Below are 26,413 nucleotides of genomic sequence, written 5' to 3'. Positions count from 1 at the left end.
TGCGATCCGCCCCGCGCACAAAGCTCGTCATCGAATCCTCCTCGCCGCCTTGCGAGGAGAGTCTAGGCAGATTCACTGTTCCAAAGCTGGACTTCTCACACAACCTCGGCCGAAACCGAACGAGTAGTTCGGCGCGCCGGGAAGCTGTTTCCCGCTGGTGCGAAGGTAGTCGTTCACCTTGCTGCCATTCTTCGTGCCGTATGCCTCAAGCGAGTTGTCGAGCATCTCGGTGCGGATCAATTCGGCGGAAATATACGGCCGGAGGTTGTAGATCGGCCGCAGCCCAAGCTCTGCGTTGATGCCGTAGTTAATGACATCGCCCGCATTAACGGTAACTTGCTGACTGGCGCCGTTCACATCGTAAATGTTGGTCGAAACCTGGTAGTTCTGGAACGTGCCATAGAACGCAGTGACAGACGTCGCGAACGTCGTGCCCTGATAGCGATGGCCGATTTCGAAGGACTTGCCCTCTTCCATCGGGACCGTCGAGTTGAGGATGTAGTTGCCGGCCGGCGTCAGCGTGTAGTTCGGCGGCGAGCGGAAGGAGGTCGCGAAGTTCGCGAAAACCGTGTTGTCCTTGTCGATCTTGTAGCGGACGCCCGCGGTCGGGAGCGTCGCCGTGTCGTAGAGGCTCTGCTCGACGCCACCCGGCAGCCGGTTGTCAACGGTGCGGTCGACCCAGACCTGCTTCACGCCGTACATGACCGTCAGCTTTTCCGTCGCCTTCCAGGTGTCGCCGAGGAAGACCATGTTGGTCATGGTATCCGTCTGCCAGTTGCGCTTCTGTATCTGGCCGTTCGGGCAGGTGGTGCCGAGACCGGTCACGAGATTTGTGCAGGCCGCGCCCGTGATGTCCGAGACGCTGATCCCGCCCGCATCCGCGAAGTAGTCAGAAACAGTTCCGTTCGCATTCAGTCTGGCATAAGGCCCCCACTGGTGGTGCATCGCATATTCGAACCAGTGGCCTGCCACAATCTGGTGGTTGCCGTAGTCATATGTAAACTTATTGATGACACCGGGGCGATGCGTCTCGGTGATCGACGGGTTGTAGAAACGGATGTTGTCGGTCGTGCCGCCGCCGTTGATGTCGCCCGTTACGTTGATATTGCCCCAGGGGGCGAATGAGGGGAGGCCGGTTGTCTCCGAAATCGTCTGGGTGCCGCCGCCACTGCCGTAGCCGTACCAGTAGTACGGAATCGTGTCGAACTTCAAATTTGATGAGAGAGTGAAGTTTGATGGCGCGCTCAAGATCAAGTTCTTGAACGGGTTCATAGCATAGCCATAGTAGTTCGAGACAAATCCGGGAGCAACCCCAGGAGAGGTCTTGTAGCCCCAAGCGCTATAGGGCTGGCCTGACTGCGCTTTCGTCGGGTTCCTGTAAAAGTTGTTCAGCGCATCGTTGTAGATCGCCGCGAAGCGGATCGTGTTGCCGGGCGACAACTCCCACTTCGCTTTGAAGTCAATGTGCTCGCGGTCGTCGCTGCCTGGCCCGATCCAGTGATCCTTCGAGAGTTTCGAGTAGCTGACATAGGCGCTGACGCCGTTGATCTCGCCCGACTCGATGCGGGTGAAGGTGCGCAACAGGGCGTCGGAACCGGCCGAGAAGGAAGCATAAGCGCCTGCGTCCTTCGACGGATCGCGCATGTAGATGTTGATCACGCCGCCTGCGGAGCCGACATGCGGCGAGTCGAGATCCGGCGACCCTTGCGCGATGGAGATTTGCTGGATGTTCTCGGAGTCGACGTATTCCTGCGGGTAAAGAGCGTAGTTACCCGAGTCGTTCACCGGCATGCCTTCGATGGTCATGCCGACGTGGTCCGAGTTGAAACCGCGCAGGCGGATGTTGCCGCCGTTGAGGCCCGTGTTATCCGAACTCGACTGGATGACGCCCGGCAGAAGATTGATCATCTGATAGGGGTTCGAGGTCGGCGACTGCTTGTCGATGGCGTCGCGCGTCACGGTGGAGCGCGTCTTCGTCGCCTGTTCGAGGATCATGTAACCGCCGCCGATGTCCTGGCGCGTCACGCCGCCGGGCGTAACCTTGACTTCGGTGCTGGTGCCGGTGCCGCCCGGAGCGGTCGCGGATGCCGTGGTCTGGAGAAGCGCGCCGTAGTCGGTCGGCGACGCGGTGAGGCCCGGCTGTGCGAGCGCAACGGTCGGACGTCTGAAGGCAGGAGCGGAAGGCCGATGCCTCCTTTTCGCGCGCTGCCTCGCGTGCTTGTTGCTGCGCCGCGGCCACTCCATCGGGATCGATGAGCGGCTCCGGTGGCACAGGCGACTCCTCTTCCGTCGGTGTGGCGGCTGGAGTGTCCGCAATGGGTGCCGTTTCCTCGGGCGGCGGCGGAGGAGGAGGCGGCGGCGGGGGAGGTGGCGTGACCTCCTCGGGCGGCTTGACCTCTTCCGATGGCGGCGGCGCGGCCGCGCTCTCCTCCTTCGGTTCCTCTTTCGGCTCTTCCGGCGCTGCTTCGAGAGAAATCTCCACCGGCTCGCCTGCCCCCAGAACCGGGCCGGGAAGCGCCGGCCGCGAATGAAGAACGAGCCCGATCGGGACCGCAGCGATTACGATCCCCGAAGTGTTGCTGATGATTTCGGTGCGCTCTCTCATCCATATCACTTTGGCCGCGCAACGATCTGAGCGCTGGCGACGCCTGCCAGCTTCAGGGCGTCGAGAACACTGACAACGTTTTGCAATGCGGCGCCCTCGTCGCCTGCGATGACGACGGCAAGTTTCTTGTTTGGCTCTTCGAGGGCTCGCAGGCGGTCAGGGAGGTCGGCAATGTCGATCGGCTCCCCATCAAGGAAGATCTTGCCGTCGCGGTCGATACCGACCATCGAGCGTTGGCGCTCCGTCACTTGATCTGGGGAAGCAGAACTTGGCGGCTTTATCTTAAGGCCGAGCGCCGGAAGAACGTTGATGCTTATGAGAACAAAGAACACAAGGAGAAACATCATCACATCGATCATCGGAATGATCTCGATGCGTGCATGTTGACGCCGTTTTTCTGGCCAGTTTCTCATGCCCATTGCCGGTAAACCGGTCCCCACCTTTGCCCGACTGTAAAACAGCCTGAGGGGCATGACAGAGGTGTGAACGATTTTTAACAGGCCAATGACGTGGCCGAATTGTCATAGCTTGGAGAAGGCGTGAAGCGGCACGTCGGCCCGCCGACCGAGCTTGGTATGCAAGCAAGCGGCGCCTTTTGGAGGGGACCGCGTGGGTCTACCCGGGTTAACTCGCGTATTGCCTGATGCGAGAAGGAGGTCGATCCGCTGTGGAAAGCGGCAGGCGCGCGGAACTGCGCACCTCCTTGTTGAGCGCACTCCAAGAGAGGAAATGCGCGACGCCCATCCGATCTATGGCGACACACGGGTTTCCCGCTAACTCGACCCCGGCCCAGCACCCACGGCAGCGCGATTAACCCATTTGTCAGCGTGCATGAACCCTCGCGCGGTCTTATGCTAAACAAAGACCGAGGTGATTCATGCAGCCGTCCGCGAGACGCTTCCTGTCCGGGTTCGAAGAAAAGTCTGCGATTCAGCAAGACCATGCGATGCCGTCTATCCTTGAGGAACTGATGGCCTCTGCACGGAACTGCATGGCTTTACTCAATGAATGCGGCGCTATTCTTTCCATCAATCAGTGGGCCTGCGACGCGATGGCCCTTGGCGCAACCGGGGAGATCGAAGGCCAGCCGTGGCACAGGCTCTGGCCGGAAGACGTTCAGGCGCAGGCGGAGCAGTTGCTTGCAAACGCACGTGGAGGCAAGCGCGCAACCGCGATATTGTTTCGCTCTGCCGGGAGGATTTCGACGACACGCGATGCGCCTTCGCTGTCATGGTGGGCCGTTACGGTCTGCCCCATATCCGACGCGTCATGGACAACGGCACGCTTCCTTGTCTTCGCCCACAGCCTCGGCGGAGGCCCCGTCTCGCAGGCCGATGAGTCTTCCGCTCTGATCGCGGAGCACCGCGCGACGCTCATAGGCCTTTCACGCCAGCTCTCGGAGGAGTCGAAGCGACTCGCCGAAACGCGGAAACAGGTGACGCAATCGGAGAAGCTGACGCTTCTCGGGCAATTCGTCGGCAGCGTGGTTCATGACATCAATAACGTTCTCACCGTCATGGCGAGTGCCTCGCGCTTCATGAAAAAGGGCGACCCGACGAAAGCGGCGGCGGCGCTCGAACATGTCGACGCCGCCATCGCCCGCGGCGCGACGCTCGTGCGGGAACTGCTCGACTTTTCCAGAGCCGATCCGGAATCCTCGGAACTCGTCCATCTCGACGGCATCCTTTTCGAAGATGCGGACCTTCTCCGCCATCTCGCAGGCGCCGGCGTTACCATCGATTTCACTTGCGAAGACGATCCGTGGCCCGTTCTCACATCGCGGGGAAGACTTCAGGCGGCGGTCTTCAACCTCGTCGCCAACGCGCGCGATGCCATGCAAGACGGCGGCCGTTTGAGCATTTCGGTCGCGAATTGCCGCGCCAACGAAAGACCGCTCGGGCTTGCCGCAAACGACTACGTCGTGATTTCGATCGCCGACACCGGAAAGGGCATGACGCCGGAAGCCCTTGCACGGGCAGGCGAGCCTTTCTTCACGACAAAGGCCAAGGGCAAGGGCAGCGGACTTGGCCTCGCCTCGGCCTACAGTCTCGCGGAACAGGCGGGCGGCAGCGTCCGCATCGACAGCGCGCCGGGCCTCGGAACACGGGTCTCCCTCTATATGCCGCGCGCCGCCCTATGTGACGCCAAACCCGCGGCGAAGTCGGGGCTCGAAGCCGATCTCCATGGCGACGCTCACATCCTTCTTGTCGAAAGCGACGGCTCCGCCAGGGCAACGCTCGCCTCCTTGCTCCGACGACTGCGATACACCGTGTCCGAGGCCGGGGGGCCGGATCAGGCTGCGGCCGAAATGATGGCGAACAGGCCCGATCTCGTCGTATGGTCGCTCGATCCCGCCTTGCGAAAAAGCCTCGATCTGCTGGAGTCGCACGAAGGCGGCGCGCCGCCGTTCATTTACACCGCAGAGGCGCGGGCGACCGCCCGCATTCCATCGGGCGGAATCCTTTTGCGCAAGCCCCTGCCGGAAGACTTGTTCGGCCGCGCCGTGCTGGAGAAGCTCGCACGCATTCCGCCCGCTATCGTGCCCGATGAAGCGCTCAGGCTCGCTGACAGGGTTCGAGAGAGGGTCCGCGGCGCGCGCGTTCGAACGATTTACGAACTCTGGCGCACGGTTCTCGCCGAAAAGGCCCGCCTTCCTTTGCTGGCCGAAGCACGCATTTTCGAAGCGCGGGATATGGCCGACACGTTTCTCGTTGAAGTTCTGGGCGAGTGGTCCAGCCCATCCTTCCGCTTTTTGCGCGTTGGAAGCGCGTTGAGCCAAAGATATGGCGCTCCCCTTGAAGGTTTAATGCTGGGCGATGACGCTGAACACGCCTTCAGTCCGATCGCGCGCGCGTACAAGAGATGCCTTAAGGGCGTCGCCTATTTCGATTACGCGCGTGTCTCGCTTGCCGAGGGCAAATTGACGCTTTTCGAACGATTGGTCTTGCCTGTTTCCGACAACAATCAGACTATTACTCATCTTTTCGGCATCGCAACCTTCGCCGACTTGGACCCTTGAGGCCACCATGCCCGTTTCGTTCGCCGATCCGAAGATCGCCCGAAAGCTCGAAGCGCTCTCCGACGAGGAGCGGCATGACCTACCCTTCGGCGTGATAAAACTGGATACAAGCGGACTCGTCGTTTTCTTCAGCCGGACGGAGGCACGGCAATCGGGGTGGAAGAAGCGGCCAGCGATCGGCATTGACTTTTTCGTCAACATCGCGCCGTGCATGGCTACGCCCGAGTTCAAGGGCCGCATCGACGAAGCCGCCCGTCATGGCGTGGTGGATTTCGAACTGGGTTGGGTCGGCGATTTCGACGATCCGAACGGCGAAATGACTGTTCGTATTCAGTCGGCGGCGGATGGCGGCCTCTGGATCTGTCTCGAGCGGCCGGAATAAGGCCGTCGCCATCGTTCAGCGTGGAAGAAACGTTCGCGACCCGCTCAGGGCGAAAGCCTCTCGACCATTGTTTCCACCCCGAACAGAAACATACCCGAGCCGCCGATGAGAATATGCGACACCGTGGCCGCCATCAGCGAATTGGTGCGCGCGAAGATCCAGCCCCACAACATGCCGGGCAGGAACGCGGCGAGAGCGAAGGCGAGACTGATATGCGCATGCGCGGCAGCGAAAACGAGGTTCGAAGCGAGGATCGACGCCCAGCGGCGCTTGAATTCGCTGCCATGCAGGAAGGCGTAGAGCGGTGCCTGAATGCCGGAGCGCGCAACGAACTCCTGCATCGGCGTCAGCAACAGATAAACCGTGAGCGCGATCCAGTACCATGCCGAATCCGTCTCGGTCTGCCCGCCGACCTGGACATTCGCGCCATCGATCAGCGACACGTCGGCGAAGCTCTCCGTCGTGTGGATCAGAACCCACTTGATCCCTATGAAGAACACGATAAAAAGCAGCGACATTCGCAATGAATAAGCCAGCGCCGGGCGCCAGTTGCGGAGCTGGAGACCGAAGAAGCTCAAAGGAAAGCCGCTGGTGGCGATTATAGGAATGAAAGACAGGCTGAAAAGCAGGATGATCAGCGGCGACAGCGCGAAATTTGCATGCGCCAGGCTCTTGAAGCCCGGCAGGAAACTGAGCGTCAGCGTGTAGCAGGACAGGAGGCACAGTGTCGTCACGACGATATGTCCGACGCCATTGCGGTAGGCCGAGAACTCGTTTTCCAGTTGCAGCGTGCTGACGCGCAGCGACACCGACTCATCTGCATGCCGCGCCATGTGATGGCGAAGTTTGCTCGTCACGATCTCCCGAAGGCGCCTCGTGGTTCGTCGCCGGGCCGAACCGCTGAGGTCGAGCACGGCGACCGTTGCCTCAACCGTAGCCGTGAACGACAGGGCGCTCGGCTTTCCATCGACAAAGGATAGCTCGCCGAAAAGATCGCCGCGGCGCATGAGCCCGATTTCGTAGGATGTGGGCTGTCCTTCGATAGGCGAAAGGCCGAGTTTCGTGGCGGCCACCTGACCTTCGATGACAATGAAAAGTTTACCGGGGTTTCTTTGCCCCTCGGAAAGGATTTCCCGGCCTGGCTTCAAGCGTTTGAACTTGATGTGCGGAAGGATGAGCCTGATTTGTTGCCGCGTAAGGCTCGAAAACAGAGGATTTCGGGGAATCTCTATAGAGTTGTTCTTGACCTTCGCGTGAAGGCGAGGCAGGGCCGGAGCGGCCAGAGTGTTTGCCAATTCAACCATATGCTCCCAAAACCGTTCTTCAGATCCAGTCTATCGATTTCTCCAGTGTATGCTCTTCAAAACCACGCAATGATAAAACGATCCCCGCGCATGCCTGTTATGCTTGGTATCCTACCAAGAGTAGCTGAACCGGACGGCCTTCGCGTTCACATTTCATTGCAATTTGACCGATGACGCGCGCGGCGCGCAGGCTTACGTCTTATTGCGATGCGTAACATTGCGTGTCGCGCAAGACACTTGTTCGGCACAAGCTTCGCTTCGTTGCGCTTCGCCGCTTGTTTGAAGCCCCAAGGCTTCATAGGCTTCCCCGCGTTTTGGGGGAGCTTTTTTATGATCACCTATCGTTCGGAGATTGACGGTTTGCGTGCCATCGCAATCGCGTCAGTCGTGCTACACCATTCAGGAAGCCAGCTTTTTTCAGGCGGCTATGTCGGGGTCGATGTCTTCTTTGTGATCTCCGGCTTTCTCATCACTTCGATCATTGCGAAAGCGAGGGCCGAAGGAGACTTTTCTTGGGTGGGATTCTACGCCCGGCGCGCTCGGCGGATTTTGCCTGCACTTTTCGCGCTGTTGGCGGCAGTGGCCGTGGCAAGCCTCGTTATTCTTGCGCCAACCGACCTGATCCAATATGGCCGTATGCTCATTTATACGATCCTATTTGTCTCGAATTTTCGGCTTGCTGCGGAACAAAACTATTTCAACCCAACATCACAAGATAATCCGCTCCTCCACATGTGGTCGCTATCGGTGGAAGAGCAGTTTTACCTGTTCTGGCCAATCATTTTAGTCGCTGCGGTCTCTCTCTCGCCACGCAGAGAGAGACTGATTGTGTGGTCACTGGCAGCGTTGTCGCTCGTCACGGCCATCTTGCTGTTGCACTTCATGCCGAAGTCCGCGTTTTATCACCTGCCTTCACGGGGTTGGGAGTTGCTCGCGGGCGCCCTGATCGCACTCGGGCATCTGCCGAGGATTGGATCGAAAGCGGTTGCTACGACCCTTTCGGTTCTTGGTGTTGTGCTCATTGCCGTGCCGGTCGTGGCATACGACGCCTCCACTCCGTTCCCGGGATTTTTTGCCGTTCCGCCAGTCCTTGGTTGCGCCCTCGTCATCTTCGCGGAAGGTCAGCATCGCAGTCTCATCGGGAAAATACTCAGTCTCCGCCCGATCGTGGCTCTTGGCCTGATTTCTTATTCCCTCTATCTCTGGCATTGGCCGATCCTCGCCTTTCCACACTATCTCCTGAAGCGCGAGTTGACGGGCCAGGAAACCGCTATCCTGGTCGCGATTGCTACGCTGATCGCCTTTCTTTCCTGGCGATATGTCGAGCAGCCCTTCCGAAAAGCCCAGGGAGGCGCCCTCATCGCGTCTGAGCCCGCAAGCGGGTTCAGATGGTCGTTCAACCGCTCTGCCTACGGCGGCGGAGCCATTGCCGTCGCGCTGATCGCCTTTGGCAGTTACGTGCAGGAATCGCGGGGAGCGCTGTGGCGTTTTCCAGCCGACATCGAACGCTTGGTGAAGGCAATTCCTCAACGGAACGGGCGAGATTGCACGCATGTAGAAGCCATTGAGCCTCGGCTGTCGAGGTGCGAGTTAGGCGCGCCGGCTTCCACGGTCAGCACCGGCGTCATTATATGGGGCGACTCGCACGCAGAACATTTCCGACCGCTCTTGAAGGCAGTTTACGGCGATGCAGCGGCTTATACCCACCGCGGATGCCAACCTTTACTCGACGTTTATGTGGCATCGGATGAAGATCGTGGAAGAGGCTGTTTTAAAAGAAAAAAAATCGCTTTCAATCGCATTCTTGCCGAAAATCCTAGAGTTGTGGTGATAGCGGGATACTGGCTGTATGCGAGCCGTTATCCTGTCGTCAGAACTTTGGACCAAGCGGTCGATGCTACATCTTCCCGCCTGAATTTCGAAGCGAGCCTGAAAGAAGAAATCAGGCGTCTCACCGACAGAGGAACCAAGGTCATCCTTATGGGCCAGGTTCCCGTTTTGAGGTTTGGCCTCAGGGAATGCCCGCCCGTTTTTCGCTTTTTCGGACGCGAGATCGAGAAGTGCCTCTACGTTCGTCGGCGGGACGCGGAGCGGGATTTGAACTATGTAAACCGAGTTTTGGCATCATTGGCGGTCGAGAACCCAATGGTAAAAGTGTTCTGGCCCGTGCCGGGTCTTTGTAAGGAAGACAAATGTCGTGTCGCGAAGGATGCTAAACCATTGTACGTAGACAGCAACCACTTGACGCCCATTGGTGCAATGTCTCTTGTCGACCTTTTCAAATCAACGATCCCGCCCGATTTCATCCAGCTGAAAAATACAAACGCCGCTTCGCTCACTCACCCGGTCGCGAATTGATCGGGGTTTGTGCGACGCACAAAAAAGGCCGGGGCGACCCGGCCTTTTCGCTCAATTTCCTGTTCGACGCTACCGCCGCAGATCCGGCGGCACGGCCTCGGCCGCGATCCGAGCGACGGCCTCGTCGAGCGGCAGCGTCTCCTGCGCCTGCGATCCGAGCCTGCGCACGGACACGGTCCGCTCCTCCGCTTCGCGCTTGCCGACGACGAACATCACCGGCACCTTCGCGAGGCTGTGCTCGCGCACCTTGTAGTTGATCTTCTCGTTGCGAAGATCGGTCTCGGCGCGAACGCCCGCCGCAGCAAGCGCCGCTTCGACGTCGCCCGCATAGGCGTCTGCGTCGGAAACGATGGTCGCGACCATCGTCTGCACCGGCGAGAGCCACAGCGGCAGATGCCCGGCGTAGTTCTCGATCAGGATGCCGATGAAGCGCTCAAGGCTGCCGAACAGCGCGCGATGGATCATCACCGGCGTATGTTTCGCGCCATCCTCGCCGATGTAGAACGCCCCGAGCCGTACCGGCAGGTTGAAGTCCAGCTGAATCGTGCCGCACTGCCATTCGCGGCCGATGGCGTCGCGCAGCGTATATTCCAGCTTCGGCCCATAGAAAGCGCCTTCGCCGGGGTTGAGCGTATAGGGCTCGCCCGCCGCTTCTACAGCGGCCTTCAATGCAGCTTCCGCCTTGTCCCACACCTCGTCCGAGCCGACGCGCTTCTCGGGCCGCGTCGATAGCTTGATAACGACATCCTCGAAGCCGAAGTCGCGATAGATCGACAGCAGCAGCTCGTTGAGATGCACGCATTCTTCGGTGATCTGCGCCGGCGTGCAGAAGATGTGTGCGTCGTCCTGCGTGAAGTGGCGTACGCGCATGATGCCGTGGAGCGCGCCCGACGGCTCGTAGCGGTGCACCTTGCCGAACTCGGCGATGCGCAGCGGCAAATCGCGGTAGCTCTTCAGCCCGTTCTTGAAGATCTGGATGTGGCCGGGGCAGTTCATCGGCTTGCAGCAGAACACGCGCTCGTCGGGCGTTTCGGTCGTGAACATGTTCTCGCCGAACTTCTCCCAATGGCCGGACTGCTCCCAGAGCTTCCGTTCCATCATGTCGGGCGAGTTCACCTCGACATGGCCGCTCGCATGCTGGCGGCGGCGCATGAACGCGATGAGCGCCTGAAACACCGTCCAGCCCTTCGGGTGCCAGAACACCGAGCCCGGCGCTTCTTCCTGAAGGTGGAACAGGTCCATCTCGCGGCCAAGGCGGCGATGGTCGCGCTTCTCGGCTTCCTCAAGCATCGTAAGATAGGACTTGAGCTGCTCGTCGCTCGCCCACGCCGTTCCGTAGATGCGCTGAAGCTGCTCGCGGCTTGAATCGCCGCGCCAGTAGCTGCCCGCCAGCCGCATCAGCTTGAACGCCTTGCCGACCTTGCCGGTGGACGGCAGATGCGGGCCGCGGCACAGGTCGAGCCAGTCGCCCTGCCGGTAGATCTTGAGTTCCTGATCCTCGGGGATCGCGTCGATCAGTTCGACCTTGAAGCCCTCGCCTTCCGCCGCGAAGAAGTCCTGCGCCTTGGCGCGCGACCACACTTCCTTCACGAAGGGCTTATCGGCCGCGATGATGTCGCGCATCTTCGCCTCGATCTTTTCGAGGTCGTCGGGCGTGAAGCTTTCTTCACGGTAGAAATCGTAATAGAAGCCGTTCTCGATGACGGGGCCGATGGTGACCTGAGTGCCGGGGAAAAGCTCCTGCACGGCCTCGGCCATCACATGGGCGGCGTCGTGGCGGATGAGTTCCAGCGCTTCCGCGTCGTCGCGTGTCACGATCCTGACGCGCGCGTCGGCCGCGATCGGGTCGGCGAGGTCGGCAAGCTGCCCGTCGAGGGCAACCGCGACGGCCTTTTTCGCCAGCGATTTCGAGATGGATGCGGCGAGGTCCGCGCCGGTGATGGCGGCGTCGAATGAACGTGCGGAACCGTCGGGGAAAGTCAGCGTAATCATGGTGCCTCTCACTCCCGCCTACATGCGCGGGTAAGATGTTGGGATGGCCTCGTATTGGCGTTTGCGCCGCGCGATGTCAAGACCGGGCGGTGGGGGAGGGGGCTTGCACAACCTTTCGGGACAGCCCGGAGCGATGCGTCGCTTCTCGAAGCGAATAGGTAGACGCCCGCGCGTGATTCGCGTAAAAGGCACGGTCAAAGACCGAGGGTACGCATGGGCTGGTTCAGCGATATTTTTACCTGGTGGAACGGCGCGACGCTGTCTACGAAGCTCTACACGAATGCGCGCGGACTCTTCGTTGGCGAAGACGAGCAGGGCAATCGCTATTACCAGGACGCAAGCGGCACAGGCACGGCAGGCAAGCCGCGCCGCTGGGTGATCTACAAGGGCTATGCCGAACCGAGCAAGGTTCCGCCCGGCTGGTTCGGCTGGCTACACTATATCGTCGACACGCCGCCGACCGAGGAAACCTATCACGCGCGCCCTTGGCAGAAGCCGCATGAGCCGAACCTGACCGGGACGCCGGCGGCCTATCGTCCGCAGGGAAGCCTCGTCGGCGAGATGCGCCGGCCGAAGGGCGACGGCGATTACCAGCCCTGGAATGCCGAGTAAGACACCAAGCCATGCGCGCGCGGCCGTCGGCGAGCAGAGCTGGAGCGCGGCGGGATATGAAGAAAACGCGCGCTTCGTCTCCGACCTCGGCGCGGACATCCTGTCGTGGCTCGATCCGAAGCCGGGCGAGCGCGTGCTCGACATCGGCTGCGGCGACGGCGCGCTGACCGAGAAGATTGCAAAGCGCGGCGCGTCGGTTCTCGGCATCGACACAAGCGCAGAGCTACGCGCCGCCGCCGCTGCGCGGGGCCTCGATGTGCGCGCCATGGACGGGCATCGACCTCCCCCGCGAATTCGACGCCGTGTTCTCGAATGCGGCGCTTCACTGGATGACCCGCGCCGAGGTTGCCGTTCAAGGCGTCAGCGGCGTACTCAAGCCCGGCGGGCGCTTCGTCGCGGAGTTCGGCGGCTTAGGTAACGTTGCCGCCATCGTGACCGCGCTTCGCTCGGCGGCGCGTTTCTTCGGAGGGAATGCAGAGCTTGCGCATCCCTGGTATTTTCCGAGCCCGCGCGCTTATGAAGCGCTTCTCTACAAGAACGGCCTCATGTGCGAGCGCATCGAACTCGTGCCGCGCCCCACGCCGCTCCCGACGGGTGTCGAGGGCTGGCTCATCACCTTCCGCAAGCCGTTCTTCGACCAGTTCGAGGGGAAGATTCGCGACGCAGCGCTGGCGCATGCGGTCGAGTTGCTGCGGCCGAGCTTGCGTGACGAAGAAGGGCGCTGGTGGGCCGATTATGTGCGCCTGCGCGTCGCCGCCAGACTTTTGCCGCGATAGGGCGCTTGTGTCGCTTGCCGCATCCCACTTGAACGCGATTGGACACCGGCTCGACGCGGAAGGATGCGGCTTCGATCGGCCTTCAGGCGTCAAATCGATTTGGATTTAACGCGAGCTGATCTATTGGTGAACGTGGCCGCCACACCGCTGGCGGTTCGGAAGATCGATCGCGCCCGGAAATGCCGGACGCCGATCACAACAAGAACTCAAGGTGTCGGCGCGCGCCGATGCTTCAACTTTCCAGGCTATCCGGATGACCATGAATGCGCGGCAGATAGCTGTTTCGACCGTCCTCGCCGGTTTTGCTTTCGTGGCATCTGGCGCTCCGGCGTCCGCCGACAGGATCACCAATTCAATCGCGGTGTTCGCGGCGCTCGACAAGGTGACGGGCCGCGTTCAGCCGCTCGAAATACCGATGGGGCGAACGGCGAGGTTCGGCGCTCTGACGATCACGCCGCGCGCCTGCTACACGCGGCCTTCCACCGAACCGCCGCTCACAAGCGCCTTCATCGAGGTCGAGGAGGTCGTTCTCGACGGATCCTCGCATCGCATTTTCACGGGATGGACGTTCGCGGAAAGCCCTGGGCTTCACGCGGTCGAGCATCCCACCTTCGACGTGTGGCTGACGAGTTGTAAAACACCCTCGGCAGACATATCGGACGGAAGGCGGTCGAACGCGCCGAAGCCCTGAAGCGCCTGCTCCAGCCGCCGGTGGAACGCCGCGCGACTGATTTCCTGAGCGCCGAATTGCCGCAGGTGATCGGTGACGAATTGCGTGTCCAGCAGGCAGAAATCGCCATAGCGCAGCCTCGCCGCGAGATAGACGAGCGCCACCTTCGACGCGTCGGTTTCGTAGGAGAACATGCTCTCGCCGAAGAAGGATCGCCCGAGCGCCACGCCGTACAATCCGCCGACTAACTTGCCATCGCGCCATGTCTCGATGGTGTGGCAGTAACCCATGTCGAAGAGATCGGCGTAAAGGTCGCGGATGCGCCTGTTGATCCAGGTGGTGCGGCGGCCCGCGCGCGAGGACGCGCAGCCTTCGATCACCCCGTGATAGTCGCTGTCGACGCGGACCTCGAACTTGCCTTGCTTGATAATGCGGGCAAGCCGGCGCGGCACGTGCAGCGCATCGAGGGCAAGGATGCCGCGCCGCTCCGGTTCGATCCAGTAGAGCGTCGTATCGTCGGCGCTCTCAGCCATTGGAAAGATACCGCAGGCATAAGCCTTGAGCAGAACCTGCGGCGTTATTTCGATACTGAGATTAGAGGGCGATCCCATGGTCCGCGAACCTGCCTTTTCGTCGCGTAAGAACCCGTCCCTTTAATCTAGTGCTTGTGGAGATATTTTTCGAGCCAATGAATATCGTACACCCCGTCGACGATGTCCGATTGCTGAATCAAGGTTGAAAACAGCGGGATCGTCGTCTCGATACCGTCGATCACGAATTCGCCGAGCGCGCGGCGCAGCCGCATGAGGCATTCATTGCGGTTCTTGCCGTGAACGATCAGCTTGCCGATGAGGCTGTCGTAATAAGCCGGGATCGTGTAGCCCGCATAGACGCCGGAATCGACGCGCACGCCCAGGCCCCCCGGCGGGTGGAAGTAGGATATCTTGCCGGGCGACGGCCGGAAGGTGGACGGGTTTTCCGCGTTGATGCGGCATTCGATGGCGTGACCGTCGAAGCGGACTTCCTCCTGCGTGAAGGAGAGGCCAGCGCCCGCCGCGATCTGGATCTGTTCGATCACGATGTCGATGCCCGTGACCATCTCCGTCACCGGATGCTCCACCTGAAGGCGGGTGTTCATCTCGATGAAGAAAAATTCTCCGTCCTCGTAGAGGAATTCGACCGTACCGGCGTTGCGGTACTTCAGCTTGCGCATCGCGCGCGCGACCGTCTCGCCGATCTCCTTGCGCTGCGCTTCATTGAGCGCGGGCGAGGGCGTTTCTTCGAAGATTTTCTGGTGGCGGCGCTGAAGCGAGCAATCGCGTTCGCCGAGATAGACGGCGTTGCCCTTGCCATCGCCGATCACCTGAATTTCGATATGGCGCGGCTTCGAAAGGTAGCGTTCGAGATAAAGCGCATCGTCTCCGAAAGCGGCCTTGGATTCAGCGCGCGCGGTCGAGAGCGCAATCGGCAGCTCCGCTTCCGTGCGCGCGACCTTCATGCCGCGTCCGCCGCCGCCCGCCGCTGCCTTGACGAGGACCGGAAAGCCGATTTCGCGGGCGATGGCGATGGCTTGCTCGTTCGTCGTGACAGCGCCGCCGGACCCGGGCACGACCGGGATGCCGAGGGCTTTCGCGGTTTCCTTCGCGCGGATCTTGTCGCCCATGAGCCGAATATGCTCGGGCGTGGGACCGATGAATGCGATACCGTGCTCTTCGAGGATCTCGGCGAAGCGCGCGTTCTCGGACAAAAAGCCGTAGCCCGGATGCAGCGCGTCGGCACCCGTGATCTCGCAGGCCGCGAGGAGGCGTGGAATGTTGAGGTAGCTTTCGCTCGCCGCCGGCGGGCCGATGCATACACTTTCGTCGGCGAGACGCACATGCATGGCGTCGGCATCGGCCGTGGAATGCACGGCGACCGTCTTGATGCCGAGTTCCTTGCAGGCGCGCTCGATGCGAAGTGCGATCTCTCCGCGATTGGCGATCAGGATCTTGTCGAACATGAGCCTGCCGCCTTATTCTATGATCATGAGCGGTTCGCCGTATTCGACGGGCTGCCCGTTCTCCACCAGTATGCGCTTGACAGTGCCCGAGCGGGGTGCGGCGATCTGGTTCATCGTCTTCATGGCCTCGACGATGAGAAGCGTATCGCCCTCGCGCACCTGCGAGCCGACCTCGACAAAGGTCGATGCGCCCGGCTCCGGGGACCGGTAAGCGGTGCCGACCATCGGGGACGTCACGACGCCCGGATGATTTTCGAGATTGGACGCTGGCGCGCCGCCTCCGGGGCCGACGCCGGCAGTGGCGGGCGGCGCGTAGCCGGAAGGGACGAGATGCGTCGGCACACTGAGCGTGCGCGCGACGCGGACGCGAAGGTTGTTTTCCTCGATCTCGATTTCGGTCAGGCCCGTTTCGGTCAAAAGCAGGGCGAGGTTACGAATCAGATCTTCATTCGGATATTTGCTGGCCGTCTCAGGCATGGGGACTCCGGTTGATTGGAGCGGAGGATTTCAGGATCTCCGCCACCGCGTCGAGCGCGAGCCCGTACCCTTGCGCGCCAAGTCCGCAGATGACCCCGGTTGCGGCCGAAGACACATGGGAGTGATGGCGAAAGGCTTCGCGCTTGTAAATGTTGCTCAGGTGCACCTCGATGATCGGGAGCGAAAGCGCACGCAAAGCGTCATGAATTGCGATCGATGTATGCGTGTATGCGCCCGCGTTCAGAATGAGGCCAGACGCCGCATGGCGCGCCTCCTGAACCTGGTCGACCAGCACGCCTTCATGGTTCGTCTGCCGAAAATCGATGGATAGATCCAGCGCGGCCGCGCGGTTGCGCAAGTCTTCCTCGATGGTCGCAAGCGTCCTGCCGCCATAAATCTCCGGCTCGCGTTCGCCGAGGAGATTGAGGTTCGGGCCGTTGAGGATGAAGATCGGCTTCAAGGCAACAGGTCCAACGATTTGGAAAAAGGAAAAGGCGCTCAAGCCGGGCGAACCCGGCCGCGCTCTTGTTAACAGCTTTCGTATCCGAGCGCAAAAGCGTCAGGACTTTTTCTCGCCCTTTTCACCGGTGGTGGAGGCGGCTTCGGCGCAGGCCTTGCAGCCATCCTTGCGCGTATCGTCGACGCTCCGCTTCAGCGTGTCGAAATCGGCGGCGCCCGGTGTGACCTTGTCGCCGACGACGAAGGTCGGCGTTCCATCAACGAACATGCGCTTGCCGATCTCGCCGATCTTTGCAACGAGCGCTTCCGTTTCGGGAGATGCACTATCCGCCTTTACCTTCTCCATGTCGAGGCCGATCTGTTCTGCGACCTTGAGCGCGCTTTCCTTGTTGGCGCGGCCAGCGGCGAGCATCGCCTTGTGGAAGTCGAAATATTTGCCCTGCTTCGCGGCGGCGAGGGCGATCTTGGTGGCCTCGGTCGAACCTTGCGACAGGATGGGATATTCCATGAACACCACCTTCACCTTCGTGTCGGCGTCGAGAAGCTTCATGATCTGCGGCAGGGCGTGGCGACAGTAGCCGCAATTGTAGTCGAAAAACTCGACGAGCGTGACATCGCCCTCGCCGATCGTGAGCGGCGCGAGTTCGGATTTCAGGCTCGCGAGGCTCCGATAAAACTCGGGCATGCGCGAACGCGTGGCTTCGCCGCGCTTGGCTTCGGCCTTCTTTTCGAAGGCGTCCTGAACTTCGAGCAGGATTTCCGGGTGTGAAACGAGATAGTCCTTCACGATTTTTTCGATGGACCGCGTCTGTCCCTCAGTGAAATTGTCCGACTGCGCGAAGGCCGCGATCGGGCCCGCGACGGAAAGGGACAGGGCCACGGCCGCCGGGATGGCAAGCGCGGCGGCTCTTTTCATGATCGTTTTCATCAATGTCTCCGGGATTTCCGTTCTCGTGGTAGCGGCTAACCACGTACCTTTTCCATCTTGAAGTTCACGATGTCATCAGCCTTGATCCATCCGGGCGACCCGGCGGCAAGACCGTTCTTCGCGCGCTCCGCCATCATCTTCGCCACCTTCACATCGCCCCTGTGAAACGCGGCCTGCGCCGAGGCGAGGTCGGCTTCCGCGAAGCGTCTGAGCTTGCTGTAAGCCTGTGCCTGAAGGCGATAACCGAGATAGGACTGCTCCTCCGCTACCATTCCGACGCGCAACAGTTGAAGCGCTTCCTCAGCGCTGCCGCTGCCGCTTTCGAGGATCGCCTGCGCAAGCTCGATGCGCATGAAAGCAGACTTCGGAGCGAGGGACACCGCCTTGCGGAACGGCCCGACAGCTTCCTTCGCCCTTCCGCTTTCGAGGAGAAATGTGCCTTTGAGTTCGTGAAACCAAGGGTTCCGAGGATGCTGGGCGATAAGTTGGTCGAGTGCGGGCGCGGCCGCCGGATAGCCACCGGTGTGAAATTTCATGATGGCGCGCGCGTAGCGAGCAGGCAAGCCGTTGTCATTATACTGGCGCAAGACCGCCTGCGGATTGTTCTTCCATGTATAAGCCGCGATCTTCGCCCGCACGAGATCGTGCCGAAGCTGGAGTTGCGCGGAATCCTTCCGGTCGAAGTAAGGGCTTTTCTTCGCGATTTCCTCAAGCTGCGCGATACGTTCGGCGGGCACCGGATGCGTCTGGATATAGGGATCGACGCGGGTGTTGCCGAGCGACTGGTTCGCGAAATGACGGAAGGTCTTCAGCATGCCCGCGGGCGATTGCTGAGACTTGGTCAGATACTCGACACCGGCCTGGTCGGCGGCGGATTCCTGCGCCCGCCGATAGGAGAGGATCGAGCGCATCAGCACCTGCGAGCCGCCCATCATCATCGCGGAGCCGCCCTGCGTTACCTCGCTGCTGCCGCTCGCCGCGCCTCCGACCATGGTGCCGATACTCAGCACCTGCAACATGAGCGCCGCCGTCTGCATCTTGGCGATCTGCTGCCTCAGGCCGGTAATGTGGCCGCCCTTGATGTGCCCGGTTTCATGGGCGATGACCCCGATGATCTGGTTCGGCGTCTCGGATTGCAGGATCGCGCCGGTGTTGATGAACATGTTGCGCCCGTCGACGACGAACGCATTGAAGCTCCCGTCGTTGACGAGATGAACCTTGATATTGTTGCCGGAGACGCCGGCCGCGCGGAAGATCGGCGCGGTGTAATCGGCGACAAGCGCCTCGGTTTCGGCGTCGCGGATGAGGCTGATCTGTTGCGCGGAGGCCGGAGCGCTCGCAACCGCCGCGAGAATTGTCGCTGACGCGGCCAATTTTCTCAGGCGTGAAATCGTTTGTGGTAAAGCCATGGAATTTCCACCCCGGTGGCGCCGCTTCCGAAAGTTACCGAGCCGGCGGATCTGCATCGAATGAAAATTTTTGCGGAAGAATCGCGGTGAAATTCGGGCGTAAGGATGACGCGGGCGCGGCTCGCGCTTGCGGCTCCTGGCCAAGAGAGGTTCGCGAAAGGATGGAGAACGATGGCGGACGAAAATCAGACCATCAAAGAAACGCTCGTTCGAGACGCGCTTTCGTCGTCGCGTCGCAGCGCCATCGGCGCTTTCGTCGTCATGGACGTGATGCGCGAGGCGAACCGGCTTCAAGCGGCGGGAGGCGACATCATCCACATGGAGGTTGGCCAGCCGGGCACGCCCGCGCCGCGCCGCGTGCGCGAGGCCGTCAAGCGCGCGATTGATGAAGGCCCACTCGGCTACACGGACGCGCTCGGGCTTCCGGCGCTTCGCGAGCGCATCGCGCGGCATTATGCCGATGCCTACGGCGTCGACGTTTCGCCGTCGCGCATCGTGGTGACGACAGGTTCGTCGGCGGCCTTCGTGCTGGCGTTTCTCGCGCTTCTCAACCCCGGCGAGGGGCTTGCGCTGCCGCGTCCCGGCTATCCGTGCTATCGCCAGATCGCGCGCGTGCTCGACCTCGTGCCGGTGCCTGTCGCGGCGGGCGCGGCGACAGGCTACGCGCCGACGCCGGATGCGCTTGCCGCCGCCTTCCGCGATCGCGGCGCGCGCGCCGTGGTTCTGGCAAGCCCCGCAAATCCGACAGGCGCGGCCCTTGCTCCGGCCGATCTCGGCTGCCTCGTCGAGACCGCGCGCGAGGCGGGTTCGTGGTACGTCTCGGACGAAATCTACCACGGACTGACCTATGGCGCTCCGGCCGCGACCGCACTCGCCTTCTCGGACGACGCCATCGTCATCAACAGCTTCTCGAAATATTACTCCATGACCGGCTGGCGTGTCGGCTGGATGGTGGTGCCGGAGCGCCTCGTGCGGGTGTTCGAGCGCGTCGCGCAGAACCTCTACATTTCGACGCCCGCCGTTTCGCAAGTGGGCGCAATTGCCGCCTTCGACGCGGTCGAAGAACTGGAAGCATACAAGGCCGTGTATGCAAGGAGCCGCGACCTGCTTCTGGAAGAACTGCCGCGCGCAGGCTTCGGCCACCTCGCGCCCGCCGACGGGGCCTTTTACCTGTATGCGGACGCAAGCGGCATTACCGACGATTCAGCCGCTTTCGTGCGCCGCATGCTGGCAGAGACGGGTGTCGCGGCGACCCCCGGCGTCGATTTCGACGAGGAAGACGGGCGGCGCTTCATCCGCTTCAGCTATGCAGGGCCGTTCGAGCGCATGCGCGAGGCGGCGGCGCGGCTTAAGGCGTGGGGGCGCTGACGGCATGGAGGGCTGAAAGCAGGCCGCCGAAAAATGAAAACTCGAAAGAAGGGCCGCGCGGGCGTCGGGCGTGCCTCGCGGCCCCTCTCGCTGTCACCGGGCCCAGGCCGGGCCGGTGTTTTCGAGCGCGACCACGCATGGCTGCGCAAGCTCCGCTTTTTTCTGCGTCAGGCATTGGCGCACTTGTCCCTGCACATGCTCGATCTCGGAGCAGAATTTCGCGATTTCCGTCATGCAGAGGCTCGCCACCGGGCCGCTCCCCGGACCGCGATCCGAGCCTGTCGACTCGACTGCCGTAAGGCAGGGCTCGGCCAACTCCCTGATCTTGCCCGCGAGGCAATCGCGCTGACCGGCGGCAGGGACTTCGGCGCAGTGCTTTTCGATATCGGGGGAACAGAGCTTCGTGACGATCCCCTGCCACATACCCATACCGCCACCCATACCCATTCCGCCGCCCCTGCCCATGCCACCTTGTGCCGCTGCCCCGGTCGCAAGGGCGAGGCCGAGCGCCGCCAAAAGTGCTGTCTTTGCGAATTTCATGGAAACCCTCCTGTCGCTGCAACGCCGAGAGCGTGCGCCCCAGACTGTGAGGCTTTGCTGATCGGGGATGTCAGCGATTTGTCAGTTTTGAGCATGCGGGCTCGAAAACCCGCTTCATGCAACCGGCGCGTTTGCGTAAACCCGCCTTGTTGAATTGAACACCTCACCGCGCCTTTACCTGTGCAGCGTGGGCTGCGGCGTTTCGAAGCGCCGGGTGCGAGGGAGACCGCGTTCCGCCGCGAAGCGCGGACAGGTCCGGATGGCCGCGCCGAAGCGACGCGCCTTTTCACTCTTCGGACGCTTCGGCCTTGAATGGATGGGCTTTCCCGCCTTTATGGTGAGCGATCAGGCTCGGCGAACAGCCCCTGCTGCGACCGGGCCACGGCGTTCCGAGATGAGGCACACACGTTGAATTTTCAGGATCGCTTTTCGCGGCCGGGCGCGATTGCCGCCCTGATCGAAAGGCTGAACGCAGAGCTTCTTTCCCATCCGAGCGCGACCGATACGCTCGACCGCTGGTGCCGGTCGTCGGGGCGGCTGCCGGACGCGGCGCTCGCGGCCGAAGTGCATCGCGATGGCGCGCGGCGGGAGCTGACCGGCGAAGAATGCGCGCGCCTCGCCGTCTCGTCGGGCGATGCGGTGCGCTATCGCCTCGTCCGCATCTTCTTCGGCGACAAGTTCCTGTCCGAAGCGGAAAACTGGTACATTCCCGCGCGGCTTTCCGCGGAGATGAACCGCCTTCTCGAAGAAACGGAGACGCCGTTCGGGCGCGTGGTCGAGGATCTCGATTTCCAGCGCGAAACGCTGTCGTCGGATGTGCTCTGGACGCCCGAGGCCGACGCGCCCGCGCCGATTCTTCGCCACTGCGCGATCTTGTCGAACGGCGCCACGCCGATTTCGCTCGTCGTGGAGACCTACCAGCCGGACGTCCTGTTCTTCCATCGACCATGAGGGCGATTTTGCGGAACTCGACGCACGCAACTCATAAGGTCATGGATACGGCGCGCAGGCCAGCGGTTGAAGAGCTGGCGGGGTGGCAACCCGGGCTGTAGCAGGGATGTTCCTTGTTCGGCTGACCGGCGACGGTGCGGATGGTTTCCGACCGTGACCCATACAGAAAAATGGCCGGGCGCTGAACCCGGCCGTGGCTTCGGTAGCCGACTCTGGCGTCGCCCCTAACGGCGGATACCGACGCGGCCGATGATTTCGCGATAGCGCGCTTCGTCCTTGCCCTTCACATAGTCGAGCAACCGGCGGCGCTGGCTGACGAGCTTCAGAAGCCCGCGGCGCGAGTGGTTGTCCTTCTTGTGGGTCTTGAAGTGTTCGGTCAGGTTCGAAATCCGCTCGGAAAGAACGGCGATCTGAACTTCCGGCGAACCGGTGTCGCCCGGCTTCGTGGCGTATTCGGTTATCAGCGCGGACTTGCGCTCTGCGGTAATCGACATCGGTGATCTCCGTTGTTTTTGTGTGCCTGAAAAGGCTTATGCGGGGATGTTGAAGACCCTGATCGGATGCATTTCGCCGCGCTCCACCTCGCCAATGGCGATGAGAACCCCGCGAGAGGTTGCAAAGATCGGGCCTGTCAGGATTGGTGCCGTCGCCCCTCTGATGAGGATGGACTGCCCCCGCTTCAGCCTGGCCGCATCGTCTCCGTTCACGGCGAGCGCCGGGATGCCGTCCAGCGCCGTCTCGACAGGAGCGATCGTGCCCATGAGAGCACCGAAGCCGTCGGCACTATTGCTCAGGTTTTCGAGCGTTTCCAGCGAAATCGCATTCTCTTCGTGGAATGGGCCGACGCTCGTGCGCCGGAGCGCCGCGATGTGCCCGAAGCAGCCGAGCGCGCGGCCCAGATCGCGCGCGATGGAGCGCACATAGGTACCCTTGCCGCAGTCGCAGTAAAGGCGCGTGAGATCGGGCGAAATCGTCTCCTCGATTTCAAGCTCGTAGACGGAAATCTGCCGCGGCTGAAGCTCAACCACTTCGCCGTCGCGCGCGAGGTCGTAGGCGCGCTCGCCATCCACCTTGATGGCCGAATAGCAGGGCGGCGTCTGCATGATGTCGCCGATGAACTGCGGCAACGCCGCCTGCACCTGTTCTGCGGTCGGGCGAGCATCGCTCGTGCGCACGGGCTTGCCTTCGGCGTCGTCGGTGTCGGTCTCGATGCCCCAGCGGATCGTGAAGTCGTAGGACTTTTCGCAATCGACCACATGCGCGACCGTCTTCGTGGCCTCGCCGAACGCGATGGGCAGTACGCCCGTCGCCAGCGGGTCGAGCGTGCCGGCATGGCCGACCTTCCTCGGGTGGAACAGCCGCTTGAGGCGCGAGAGCGCCTGATTCGACGTAAGCCCTTGCGGCTTGTCGAGAATGAGCCAGCCGTTAATCTCGTTGCCCTTGTTGCGGCGCGCCATCGCTTTTCGCTTCTCTTGAAATTCTATTTGAGATCGCGGGCGACGTCAGGGGAGCGCAGCAGTTCGTCGATGCGCTCCGCCGCATCGAGTGCGTGATCGGCCCGAAATACAAGCTCCGGGACATATTTCAACTCGATGCGCCTTGCAAGCTCGCCACGCAAAAAACGCGTATGACGGTTGAGCGCCTTGGCGATGACATCGCCCGGCTTGCCGCCGAGCGCGCTTGTGAACACGGTGGCATGCTTCAGGTCGGGGCTAACCCGCACTTCGGCGACGGTGATGATCTGGCCCTTAAGCTCGGCGTCATCGATGTCTTCCAGACGGAAGATTTCGGCCAGCGCATGGCGCAGCAACTCGCCCGCGCGGAGCTGGCGCTGCGACGGGCCTTTTGAATCGTTTGTCGGTTTCATGACGGGAAAGTACGCGATTTTTGCCGTGAAACAAGCGGGTGCAGGCGGGGCTTTCCGCCGATTGTGTTCGGCGCCGTCCGCGATCAGCCCTTCGGTGATCCGGATTCGGCGACAACGCCCCCAACAACCGGCCCGCTCGCGCCCGTCGTCTTCGGAAAGCTCGCGGGCAGGCCCTTGAGGCGGCGCACGGCGAGGAAGGCGAACGCCTGCGCCTCCATGAAGTTCGTGCTGAACCCGGCGTCGTCGGCGGTCTGGACGAGAGGTGCTGGATCGACCGCGCCGAGCACCCGGCGCAGGCCCGCCATGATGTAGGGGTTGTGTGCGCCGCCGCCCGAGATGATCCATGTCTTCGCGCGTTCGGGCATGAAATGGCGCGCTGCCGCGATGCAGGCGACAGTGAAAGCTGTAAGCGTGGCCGCGCCATCGGCGGGACTGAGCCCCTCGACCTCGGTGAGCTTGAAGGAAAGGCGGTCGAGCGATTTCGGCACCGGCTTCGTGAGGAACGGATCGCGCAGCAGCTTCTGCAACACGTCCGCATTCACCTTGCCTGACAGCGCGAGTTTGGCATCCTCGTCGTAGGGCTTGCCCTTATGGCGCAGCGTCCAGTCGTCGATGAGGCAATTGCCCGGTCCGGCATCGAAGGCGATCATGTCTTCTTCGCCGCCTTCGGGGATATAGCTGATGTTGGAAATGCCGCCGATGTTGACGAACACGGCGGGAAGCGGCAATCCGGCTTTGAGCGCAAGCGCGCGGTGATAGATCGGCACGAACGGCGCGCCTTCGCCGCCCGCTTCCACATCCGCCGCGCGAAAATCGTAAACCACCGGAATGCCGAGCGATTCGGCCATGCCGCGGCCGTCGCCGATCTGGATCGTCAGGCCTTTCTCGGGCTTGTGAACGACTGTCTGACCGTGGAAGCCGATGACGTCGATCTCGCGCAAGTTCAGCCCGCGAATGGACGCGAACGCCTTCACGCAGGCGATGTGCTTCTGCGTGACCATGATTTCGGCGACGGACAGCACGCCGCTGCGGTCGCTGCGGTTGGCGATGCCGACGGCGGAGGCGAGAGCCTCGCGCAGAAGCTGGCCTTCCACCGTGTCGTAGGAGAATTCGTTGCCCGGCCCGAAAGCCTCGACCGTCTCGCCGTCCGTGTCGATCAGCGCGACGTCAACGCCATCGAGCGAGGTGCCGCTCATCAGCCCGATCGCCTTCATTTCCCACCGCCTCGTTGCTTCGCCAGTCAACCGAATGTTGACGCCCCGCCTCAATGCCTTACATGGTTCTGCCTTGCTAGCACGCATGAAAAGCGCCTGTCGAGGTGGGCAGCGCGGAGGAGATGACCATGGCCGCATCCGCAACTCACACGGACTTCGTAGAGATCCTGAAGGGGCGCGGCTATCTTCATCAGGTCTCCGATGAAGAGGGGCTGCGGAAGCGCGCGGCCGAGGGGCGGATCACAGCCTATATCGGCTTCGATTGCACCGCGCCGAGCTTGCATGTCGGTCATCTCATCTCGATCATGATGCTGCGTATCTTGCAGAAGAGCGGCCATCGCCCGATCGTGCTGCTCGGCGGCGGAACGACGAAGGTCGGCGATCCGTCGGGCAAGGACGAGCAACGCAAGATTCTCTCTCAGGCCGATATCGACTTCAACAAGGCGAGCCTCAAGACCGTTTACGAGCGCTTCCTCACCTTCGGCGACGGCCCCGCCGACGCGATCATGGCGGACAATGACGAGTGGCTGTCCGGCCTGCGATACATCGAATTCCTGCGCGACTATGGGCGGCATTTCACCATCAATCGCATGCTCACCTTCGATTCCGTGAAGCTCCGGCTCGACCGCGAGCAGCCGCTGACCTTCCTCGAATTCAACTACATGCTGCTTCAGGCTTACGACTTCCTGGAATTGTCGCGCCGCTACGGCTGCGCGCTCCAGATGGGCGGCTCGGACCAGTGGGGCAATATCGTCAACGGCATGGAGCTTGGGCGGCGCGTGGACGGCCGCGAGCTGTTCGCGCTGACGACGCCGCTTCTGACAACGTCGTCGGGCGCCAAGATGGGCAAGTCGGCGGGCGGCGCGGTCTGGCTCAACGCCGACCTTCTGAGCCCTTACGAATACTGGCAATATTGGCGTAATACCGAGGACGGCGACGTGGGCCGCTTCCTGAAGCTGTTCACGGAAATGCCGCTCGACGAGATCGCTCGGCTTGAGGCGCTTCAGGGCGCGGAAATCAACGAGGCGAAGAAGATCCTCGCAACCGAGGTGACGGCGCTGCTGCACGGTCGCGAGGCGGCGGAGGCTGCCGCCGATACGGCGCGGCGCGCTTTCGAGGAAGGCGCGGCGGCGGAGGGGCTTCCGACGGTGGAAATACCGCGTGGCGAACTCGCCGAGGGCGTCGGCATCCTCAACGCGGCGGTGAAGGCCGGGCTTGTCGCCTCCACCAGCGATGCGCGGCGGCAGATCAAGGGCGGCGCGCTGAAGGTGAACGATGTCACCGTTACCGACGACCGCGCGAGCTTGTCGCTTGCCAATCTGGATGCGGAGGGCGTCATCAAGCTGTCGCTCGGCAAGAAGCGCCACGTGCTGTTGAAACCCACGCAATAGGCGGTCGCACCCGAAACGGGGAAGATCTTTCCAGCAAGCCGCAACAGCGCGCGCCGGCGGCGGCCTACCGCCTCGTACCGCAAATCAGACGC

General features: G+C 61.9%; 24 protein-coding genes and 1 pseudogene. 10 read left to right on the top strand and 15 right to left on the bottom strand.

The features are described from left to right. Positions 1-72 precede the first annotated feature (72 nt). On the bottom strand, positions 73-2,244 hold the full coding sequence (locus KKP04_RS07515) for a TonB-dependent receptor (RefSeq protein WP_215028665.1): 2,172 nt from the start codon (positions 2,242-2,244) through the stop codon (positions 73-75). Between the two features lie 366 nt (positions 2,245-2,610). Continuing rightward, positions 2,611-3,018 (bottom strand): biopolymer transporter ExbD, encoded by a 408-nt coding sequence (locus tag KKP04_RS07510; RefSeq protein ID WP_215028662.1) that lies wholly within the window; start codon positions 3,016-3,018, stop codon positions 2,611-2,613. Positions 3,019-3,596: 578 nt separating this feature from the next. On the opposite strand from KKP04_RS07510, the gene KKP04_RS07505 reads away from it, so the two are divergent. After that, complete coding sequence (locus KKP04_RS07505) at positions 3,597-5,624, top strand: ATP-binding protein (protein WP_215028660.1); 2,028 nt, start codon at positions 3,597-3,599, stop codon at positions 5,622-5,624. A gap of 7 nt (positions 5,625-5,631) precedes the next feature. Then, complete coding sequence (locus KKP04_RS07500; protein WP_215028658.1) at positions 5,632-6,006, top strand: hypothetical protein; 375 nt, start codon at positions 5,632-5,634, stop codon at positions 6,004-6,006. Between the two features lie 44 nt (positions 6,007-6,050). Here KKP04_RS07500 and KKP04_RS07495 read toward each other — a convergent pair whose 3' ends face one another. Then, positions 6,051-7,310 (bottom strand): type II CAAX prenyl endopeptidase Rce1 family protein, encoded by a 1,260-nt coding sequence (locus KKP04_RS07495; RefSeq protein ID WP_251133964.1) that lies wholly within the window; start codon positions 7,308-7,310, stop codon positions 6,051-6,053. A 330-nt stretch (positions 7,311-7,640) separates the two neighbouring features. On the opposite strand from KKP04_RS07495, the gene KKP04_RS07490 reads away from it, so the two are divergent. Next, positions 7,641-9,668 (top strand): acyltransferase family protein, encoded by a 2,028-nt coding sequence (locus KKP04_RS07490; protein WP_215028648.1) that lies wholly within the window; start codon positions 7,641-7,643, stop codon positions 9,666-9,668. Between the two features lie 69 nt (positions 9,669-9,737). Here the strand turns inward: KKP04_RS07490 and thrS are convergent, their stop codons facing one another. After that, positions 9,738-11,660 carry a threonine--tRNA ligase gene (gene thrS / locus KKP04_RS07485; RefSeq protein WP_215028647.1) on the bottom strand — a complete coding sequence of 641 codons (1,923 nt, stop codon included), beginning with the start codon at positions 11,658-11,660 and terminating at the stop codon, positions 9,738-9,740. Between the two features lie 213 nt (positions 11,661-11,873). On the opposite strand from thrS, the gene KKP04_RS07480 reads away from it, so the two are divergent. From KKP04_RS07480 to KKP04_RS07470, 4 genes and pseudogenes are all read left to right on the top strand, one after another. Then, positions 11,874-12,272 carry an NADH:ubiquinone oxidoreductase subunit NDUFA12 gene (locus KKP04_RS07480; RefSeq protein WP_215028644.1) on the top strand — a complete coding sequence of 133 codons (399 nt, stop codon included), beginning with the start codon at positions 11,874-11,876 and terminating at the stop codon, positions 12,270-12,272. Then, positions 12,262-12,483: pseudogene (locus KKP04_RS15500) on the top strand (class I SAM-dependent methyltransferase); the annotation flags it as partial. The gene KKP04_RS07480 and the pseudogene KKP04_RS15500, both read left to right, overlap by 11 nt. A 43-nt stretch (positions 12,484-12,526) precedes the next feature. After that, the gene (locus KKP04_RS07475) at positions 12,527-13,048 is read left to right on the top strand and encodes a trans-aconitate 2-methyltransferase (RefSeq protein ID WP_251133963.1); all 522 of its coding nucleotides are present in this window, start codon (positions 12,527-12,529) and stop codon (positions 13,046-13,048) included. Positions 13,049-13,301: 253 nt separating this feature from the next. Beyond that, entirely contained in the window at positions 13,302-13,739 is a 438-nt protein-coding gene (locus KKP04_RS07470) for a DUF2155 domain-containing protein (protein ID WP_215028642.1), read from the top strand. Here KKP04_RS07470 and aat read toward each other — a convergent pair. From aat to KKP04_RS07440, 6 genes are all read right to left on the bottom strand, one after another. After that, entirely contained in the window at positions 13,637-14,329 is a 693-nt protein-coding gene (aat, locus tag KKP04_RS07465; RefSeq protein ID WP_215028640.1) for a leucyl/phenylalanyl-tRNA--protein transferase, read from the bottom strand. The two genes, KKP04_RS07470 and aat, sit on opposite strands and share 103 nt — an antisense overlap. A gap of 47 nt (positions 14,330-14,376) precedes the next feature. Beyond that, positions 14,377-15,717, bottom strand: coding sequence for an acetyl-CoA carboxylase biotin carboxylase subunit (gene accC, locus KKP04_RS07460; protein WP_215028633.1), 1,341 nt, complete (start codon positions 15,715-15,717; stop codon positions 14,377-14,379). Between the two features lie 12 nt (positions 15,718-15,729). Beyond that, positions 15,730-16,194: an acetyl-CoA carboxylase biotin carboxyl carrier protein gene (gene accB, locus KKP04_RS07455; RefSeq protein ID WP_215028631.1), complete on the bottom strand. Its 465-nt coding sequence runs from the start codon at positions 16,192-16,194 to the stop codon at positions 15,730-15,732. After that, complete coding sequence (aroQ, locus tag KKP04_RS07450; protein ID WP_215028629.1) at positions 16,187-16,654, bottom strand: type II 3-dehydroquinate dehydratase; 468 nt, start codon at positions 16,652-16,654, stop codon at positions 16,187-16,189. The genes accB and aroQ overlap by 8 nt, the downstream gene beginning before the upstream one ends. A gap of 99 nt (positions 16,655-16,753) precedes the next feature. Beyond that, positions 16,754-17,581 (bottom strand): DsbA family protein, encoded by an 828-nt coding sequence (locus tag KKP04_RS07445; protein WP_215028627.1) that lies wholly within the window; start codon positions 17,579-17,581, stop codon positions 16,754-16,756. 35 nt (positions 17,582-17,616) lie between these two features. Further along, positions 17,617-18,990, bottom strand: a complete 1,374-nt coding sequence (locus KKP04_RS07440) for a M48 family metalloprotease (protein ID WP_215028625.1) — start codon at positions 18,988-18,990, stop codon at positions 17,617-17,619. A gap of 171 nt (positions 18,991-19,161) precedes the next feature. Here KKP04_RS07440 and KKP04_RS07435 point away from each other — a divergent pair, with 171 nt between their 5' ends. After that, positions 19,162-20,358 (top strand): pyridoxal phosphate-dependent aminotransferase, encoded by a 1,197-nt coding sequence (locus tag KKP04_RS07435; RefSeq protein WP_215028622.1) that lies wholly within the window; start codon positions 19,162-19,164, stop codon positions 20,356-20,358. A gap of 93 nt (positions 20,359-20,451) precedes the next feature. Here the strand turns inward: KKP04_RS07435 and KKP04_RS07430 are convergent, their stop codons facing one another. Then, a complete protein-coding gene (locus KKP04_RS07430) occupies positions 20,452-20,898 on the bottom strand; it encodes a hypothetical protein (protein WP_215028619.1) in 447 nt (148 codons plus the stop codon). A 408-nt stretch (positions 20,899-21,306) separates the two neighbouring features. On the opposite strand from KKP04_RS07430, the gene KKP04_RS07425 reads away from it, so the two are divergent. Continuing rightward, positions 21,307-21,849 carry a hypothetical protein gene (locus tag KKP04_RS07425; RefSeq protein WP_215028617.1) on the top strand — a complete coding sequence of 181 codons (543 nt, stop codon included), beginning with the start codon at positions 21,307-21,309 and terminating at the stop codon, positions 21,847-21,849. A 224-nt stretch (positions 21,850-22,073) separates the two neighbouring features. Here the strand turns inward: KKP04_RS07425 and rpsO are convergent, their stop codons facing one another. From rpsO to KKP04_RS07405, 4 genes are all read right to left on the bottom strand, one after another. Beyond that, positions 22,074-22,343, bottom strand: a complete 270-nt coding sequence (gene rpsO, locus KKP04_RS07420) for a 30S ribosomal protein S15 (protein WP_215028615.1) — start codon at positions 22,341-22,343, stop codon at positions 22,074-22,076. Between the two features lie 36 nt (positions 22,344-22,379). Then, positions 22,380-23,306 (bottom strand): tRNA pseudouridine(55) synthase TruB, encoded by a 927-nt coding sequence (gene truB, locus KKP04_RS07415; RefSeq protein ID WP_215028613.1) that lies wholly within the window; start codon positions 23,304-23,306, stop codon positions 22,380-22,382. Between the two features lie 23 nt (positions 23,307-23,329). After that, entirely contained in the window at positions 23,330-23,716 is a 387-nt protein-coding gene (rbfA, locus tag KKP04_RS07410) for a 30S ribosome-binding factor RbfA (protein WP_215028611.1), read from the bottom strand. Positions 23,717-23,799: 83 nt separating this feature from the next. Next, a complete protein-coding gene (locus KKP04_RS07405) occupies positions 23,800-24,930 on the bottom strand; it encodes an anhydro-N-acetylmuramic acid kinase (RefSeq protein ID WP_215028609.1) in 1,131 nt (376 codons plus the stop codon). Positions 24,931-25,058: 128 nt separating this feature from the next. Between KKP04_RS07405 and tyrS the strand changes: the two genes are divergently transcribed. After that, on the top strand, positions 25,059-26,321 hold the full coding sequence (gene tyrS, locus KKP04_RS07400) for a tyrosine--tRNA ligase (protein ID WP_215028607.1): 1,263 nt from the start codon (positions 25,059-25,061) through the stop codon (positions 26,319-26,321). Positions 26,322-26,413: the final 92 nt, after the last annotated feature.

It is taken from the genome of Rhodomicrobium sp. Az07, assembly GCF_018619475.1.
Taxonomy (GTDB): Bacteria; Pseudomonadota; Alphaproteobacteria; order Rhizobiales; family Rhodomicrobiaceae; genus Rhodomicrobium.
This window is presented reverse-complemented; position numbering and strand designations above follow the sequence as displayed.

What these genes read in the sequence shown, in the direction of transcription:
- KKP04_RS07505 (WP_215028660.1), top strand. Translation starts at nt 3,597, where the DNA reads ATGGCTTTACTCAATGAATGCGGCGCTATTCTTTCCATCAATCAGTGG.
- KKP04_RS07405 (WP_215028609.1), bottom strand. Translation starts at nt 24,930, where the DNA reads ATGAAGGCGATCGGGCTGATGAGCGGCACCTCGCTCGATGGCGTTGAC.
- KKP04_RS07475 (WP_251133963.1), top strand. Translation starts at nt 12,527, where the DNA reads ATGTGCGCGCCATGGACGGGCATCGACCTCCCCCGCGAATTCGACGCC.
- KKP04_RS07430 (WP_215028619.1), bottom strand. Translation starts at nt 20,898, where the DNA reads ATGAAATTCGCAAAGACAGCACTTTTGGCGGCGCTCGGCCTCGCCCTT.
- KKP04_RS07515 (WP_215028665.1), bottom strand. Translation starts at nt 2,244, where the DNA reads ATGGAGTGGCCGCGGCGCAGCAACAAGCACGCGAGGCAGCGCGCGAAA.
- truB (WP_215028613.1), bottom strand. Translation starts at nt 23,306, where the DNA reads ATGGCGCGCCGCAACAAGGGCAACGAGATTAACGGCTGGCTCATTCTC.
- KKP04_RS07490 (WP_215028648.1), top strand. Translation starts at nt 7,641, where the DNA reads ATGATCACCTATCGTTCGGAGATTGACGGTTTGCGTGCCATCGCAATC.
- rpsO (WP_215028615.1), bottom strand. Translation starts at nt 22,343, where the DNA reads ATGTCGATTACCGCAGAGCGCAAGTCCGCGCTGATAACCGAATACGCC.
- accC (WP_215028633.1), bottom strand. Translation starts at nt 15,717, where the DNA reads ATGTTCGACAAGATCCTGATCGCCAATCGCGGAGAGATCGCACTTCGC.
- rbfA (WP_215028611.1), bottom strand. Translation starts at nt 23,716, where the DNA reads ATGAAACCGACAAACGATTCAAAAGGCCCGTCGCAGCGCCAGCTCCGC.
- KKP04_RS07480 (WP_215028644.1), top strand. Translation starts at nt 11,874, where the DNA reads ATGGGCTGGTTCAGCGATATTTTTACCTGGTGGAACGGCGCGACGCTG.
- KKP04_RS07445 (WP_215028627.1), bottom strand. Translation starts at nt 17,581, where the DNA reads ATGAAAACGATCATGAAAAGAGCCGCCGCGCTTGCCATCCCGGCGGCC.
- KKP04_RS07500 (WP_215028658.1), top strand. Translation starts at nt 5,632, where the DNA reads ATGCCCGTTTCGTTCGCCGATCCGAAGATCGCCCGAAAGCTCGAAGCG.
- KKP04_RS07495 (WP_251133964.1), bottom strand. Translation starts at nt 7,310, where the DNA reads ATGGTTGAATTGGCAAACACTCTGGCCGCTCCGGCCCTGCCTCGCCTT.
- accB (WP_215028631.1), bottom strand. Translation starts at nt 16,194, where the DNA reads ATGCCTGAGACGGCCAGCAAATATCCGAATGAAGATCTGATTCGTAAC.
- KKP04_RS07470 (WP_215028642.1), top strand. Translation starts at nt 13,302, where the DNA reads ATGACCATGAATGCGCGGCAGATAGCTGTTTCGACCGTCCTCGCCGGT.
- thrS (WP_215028647.1), bottom strand. Translation starts at nt 11,660, where the DNA reads ATGATTACGCTGACTTTCCCCGACGGTTCCGCACGTTCATTCGACGCC.
- KKP04_RS07440 (WP_215028625.1), bottom strand. Translation starts at nt 18,990, where the DNA reads ATGGCTTTACCACAAACGATTTCACGCCTGAGAAAATTGGCCGCGTCA.
- tyrS (WP_215028607.1), top strand. Translation starts at nt 25,059, where the DNA reads ATGGCCGCATCCGCAACTCACACGGACTTCGTAGAGATCCTGAAGGGG.
- KKP04_RS07510 (WP_215028662.1), bottom strand. Translation starts at nt 3,018, where the DNA reads ATGAGAAACTGGCCAGAAAAACGGCGTCAACATGCACGCATCGAGATC.
- aat (WP_215028640.1), bottom strand. Translation starts at nt 14,329, where the DNA reads ATGGGATCGCCCTCTAATCTCAGTATCGAAATAACGCCGCAGGTTCTG.
- KKP04_RS07435 (WP_215028622.1), top strand. Translation starts at nt 19,162, where the DNA reads ATGGCGGACGAAAATCAGACCATCAAAGAAACGCTCGTTCGAGACGCG.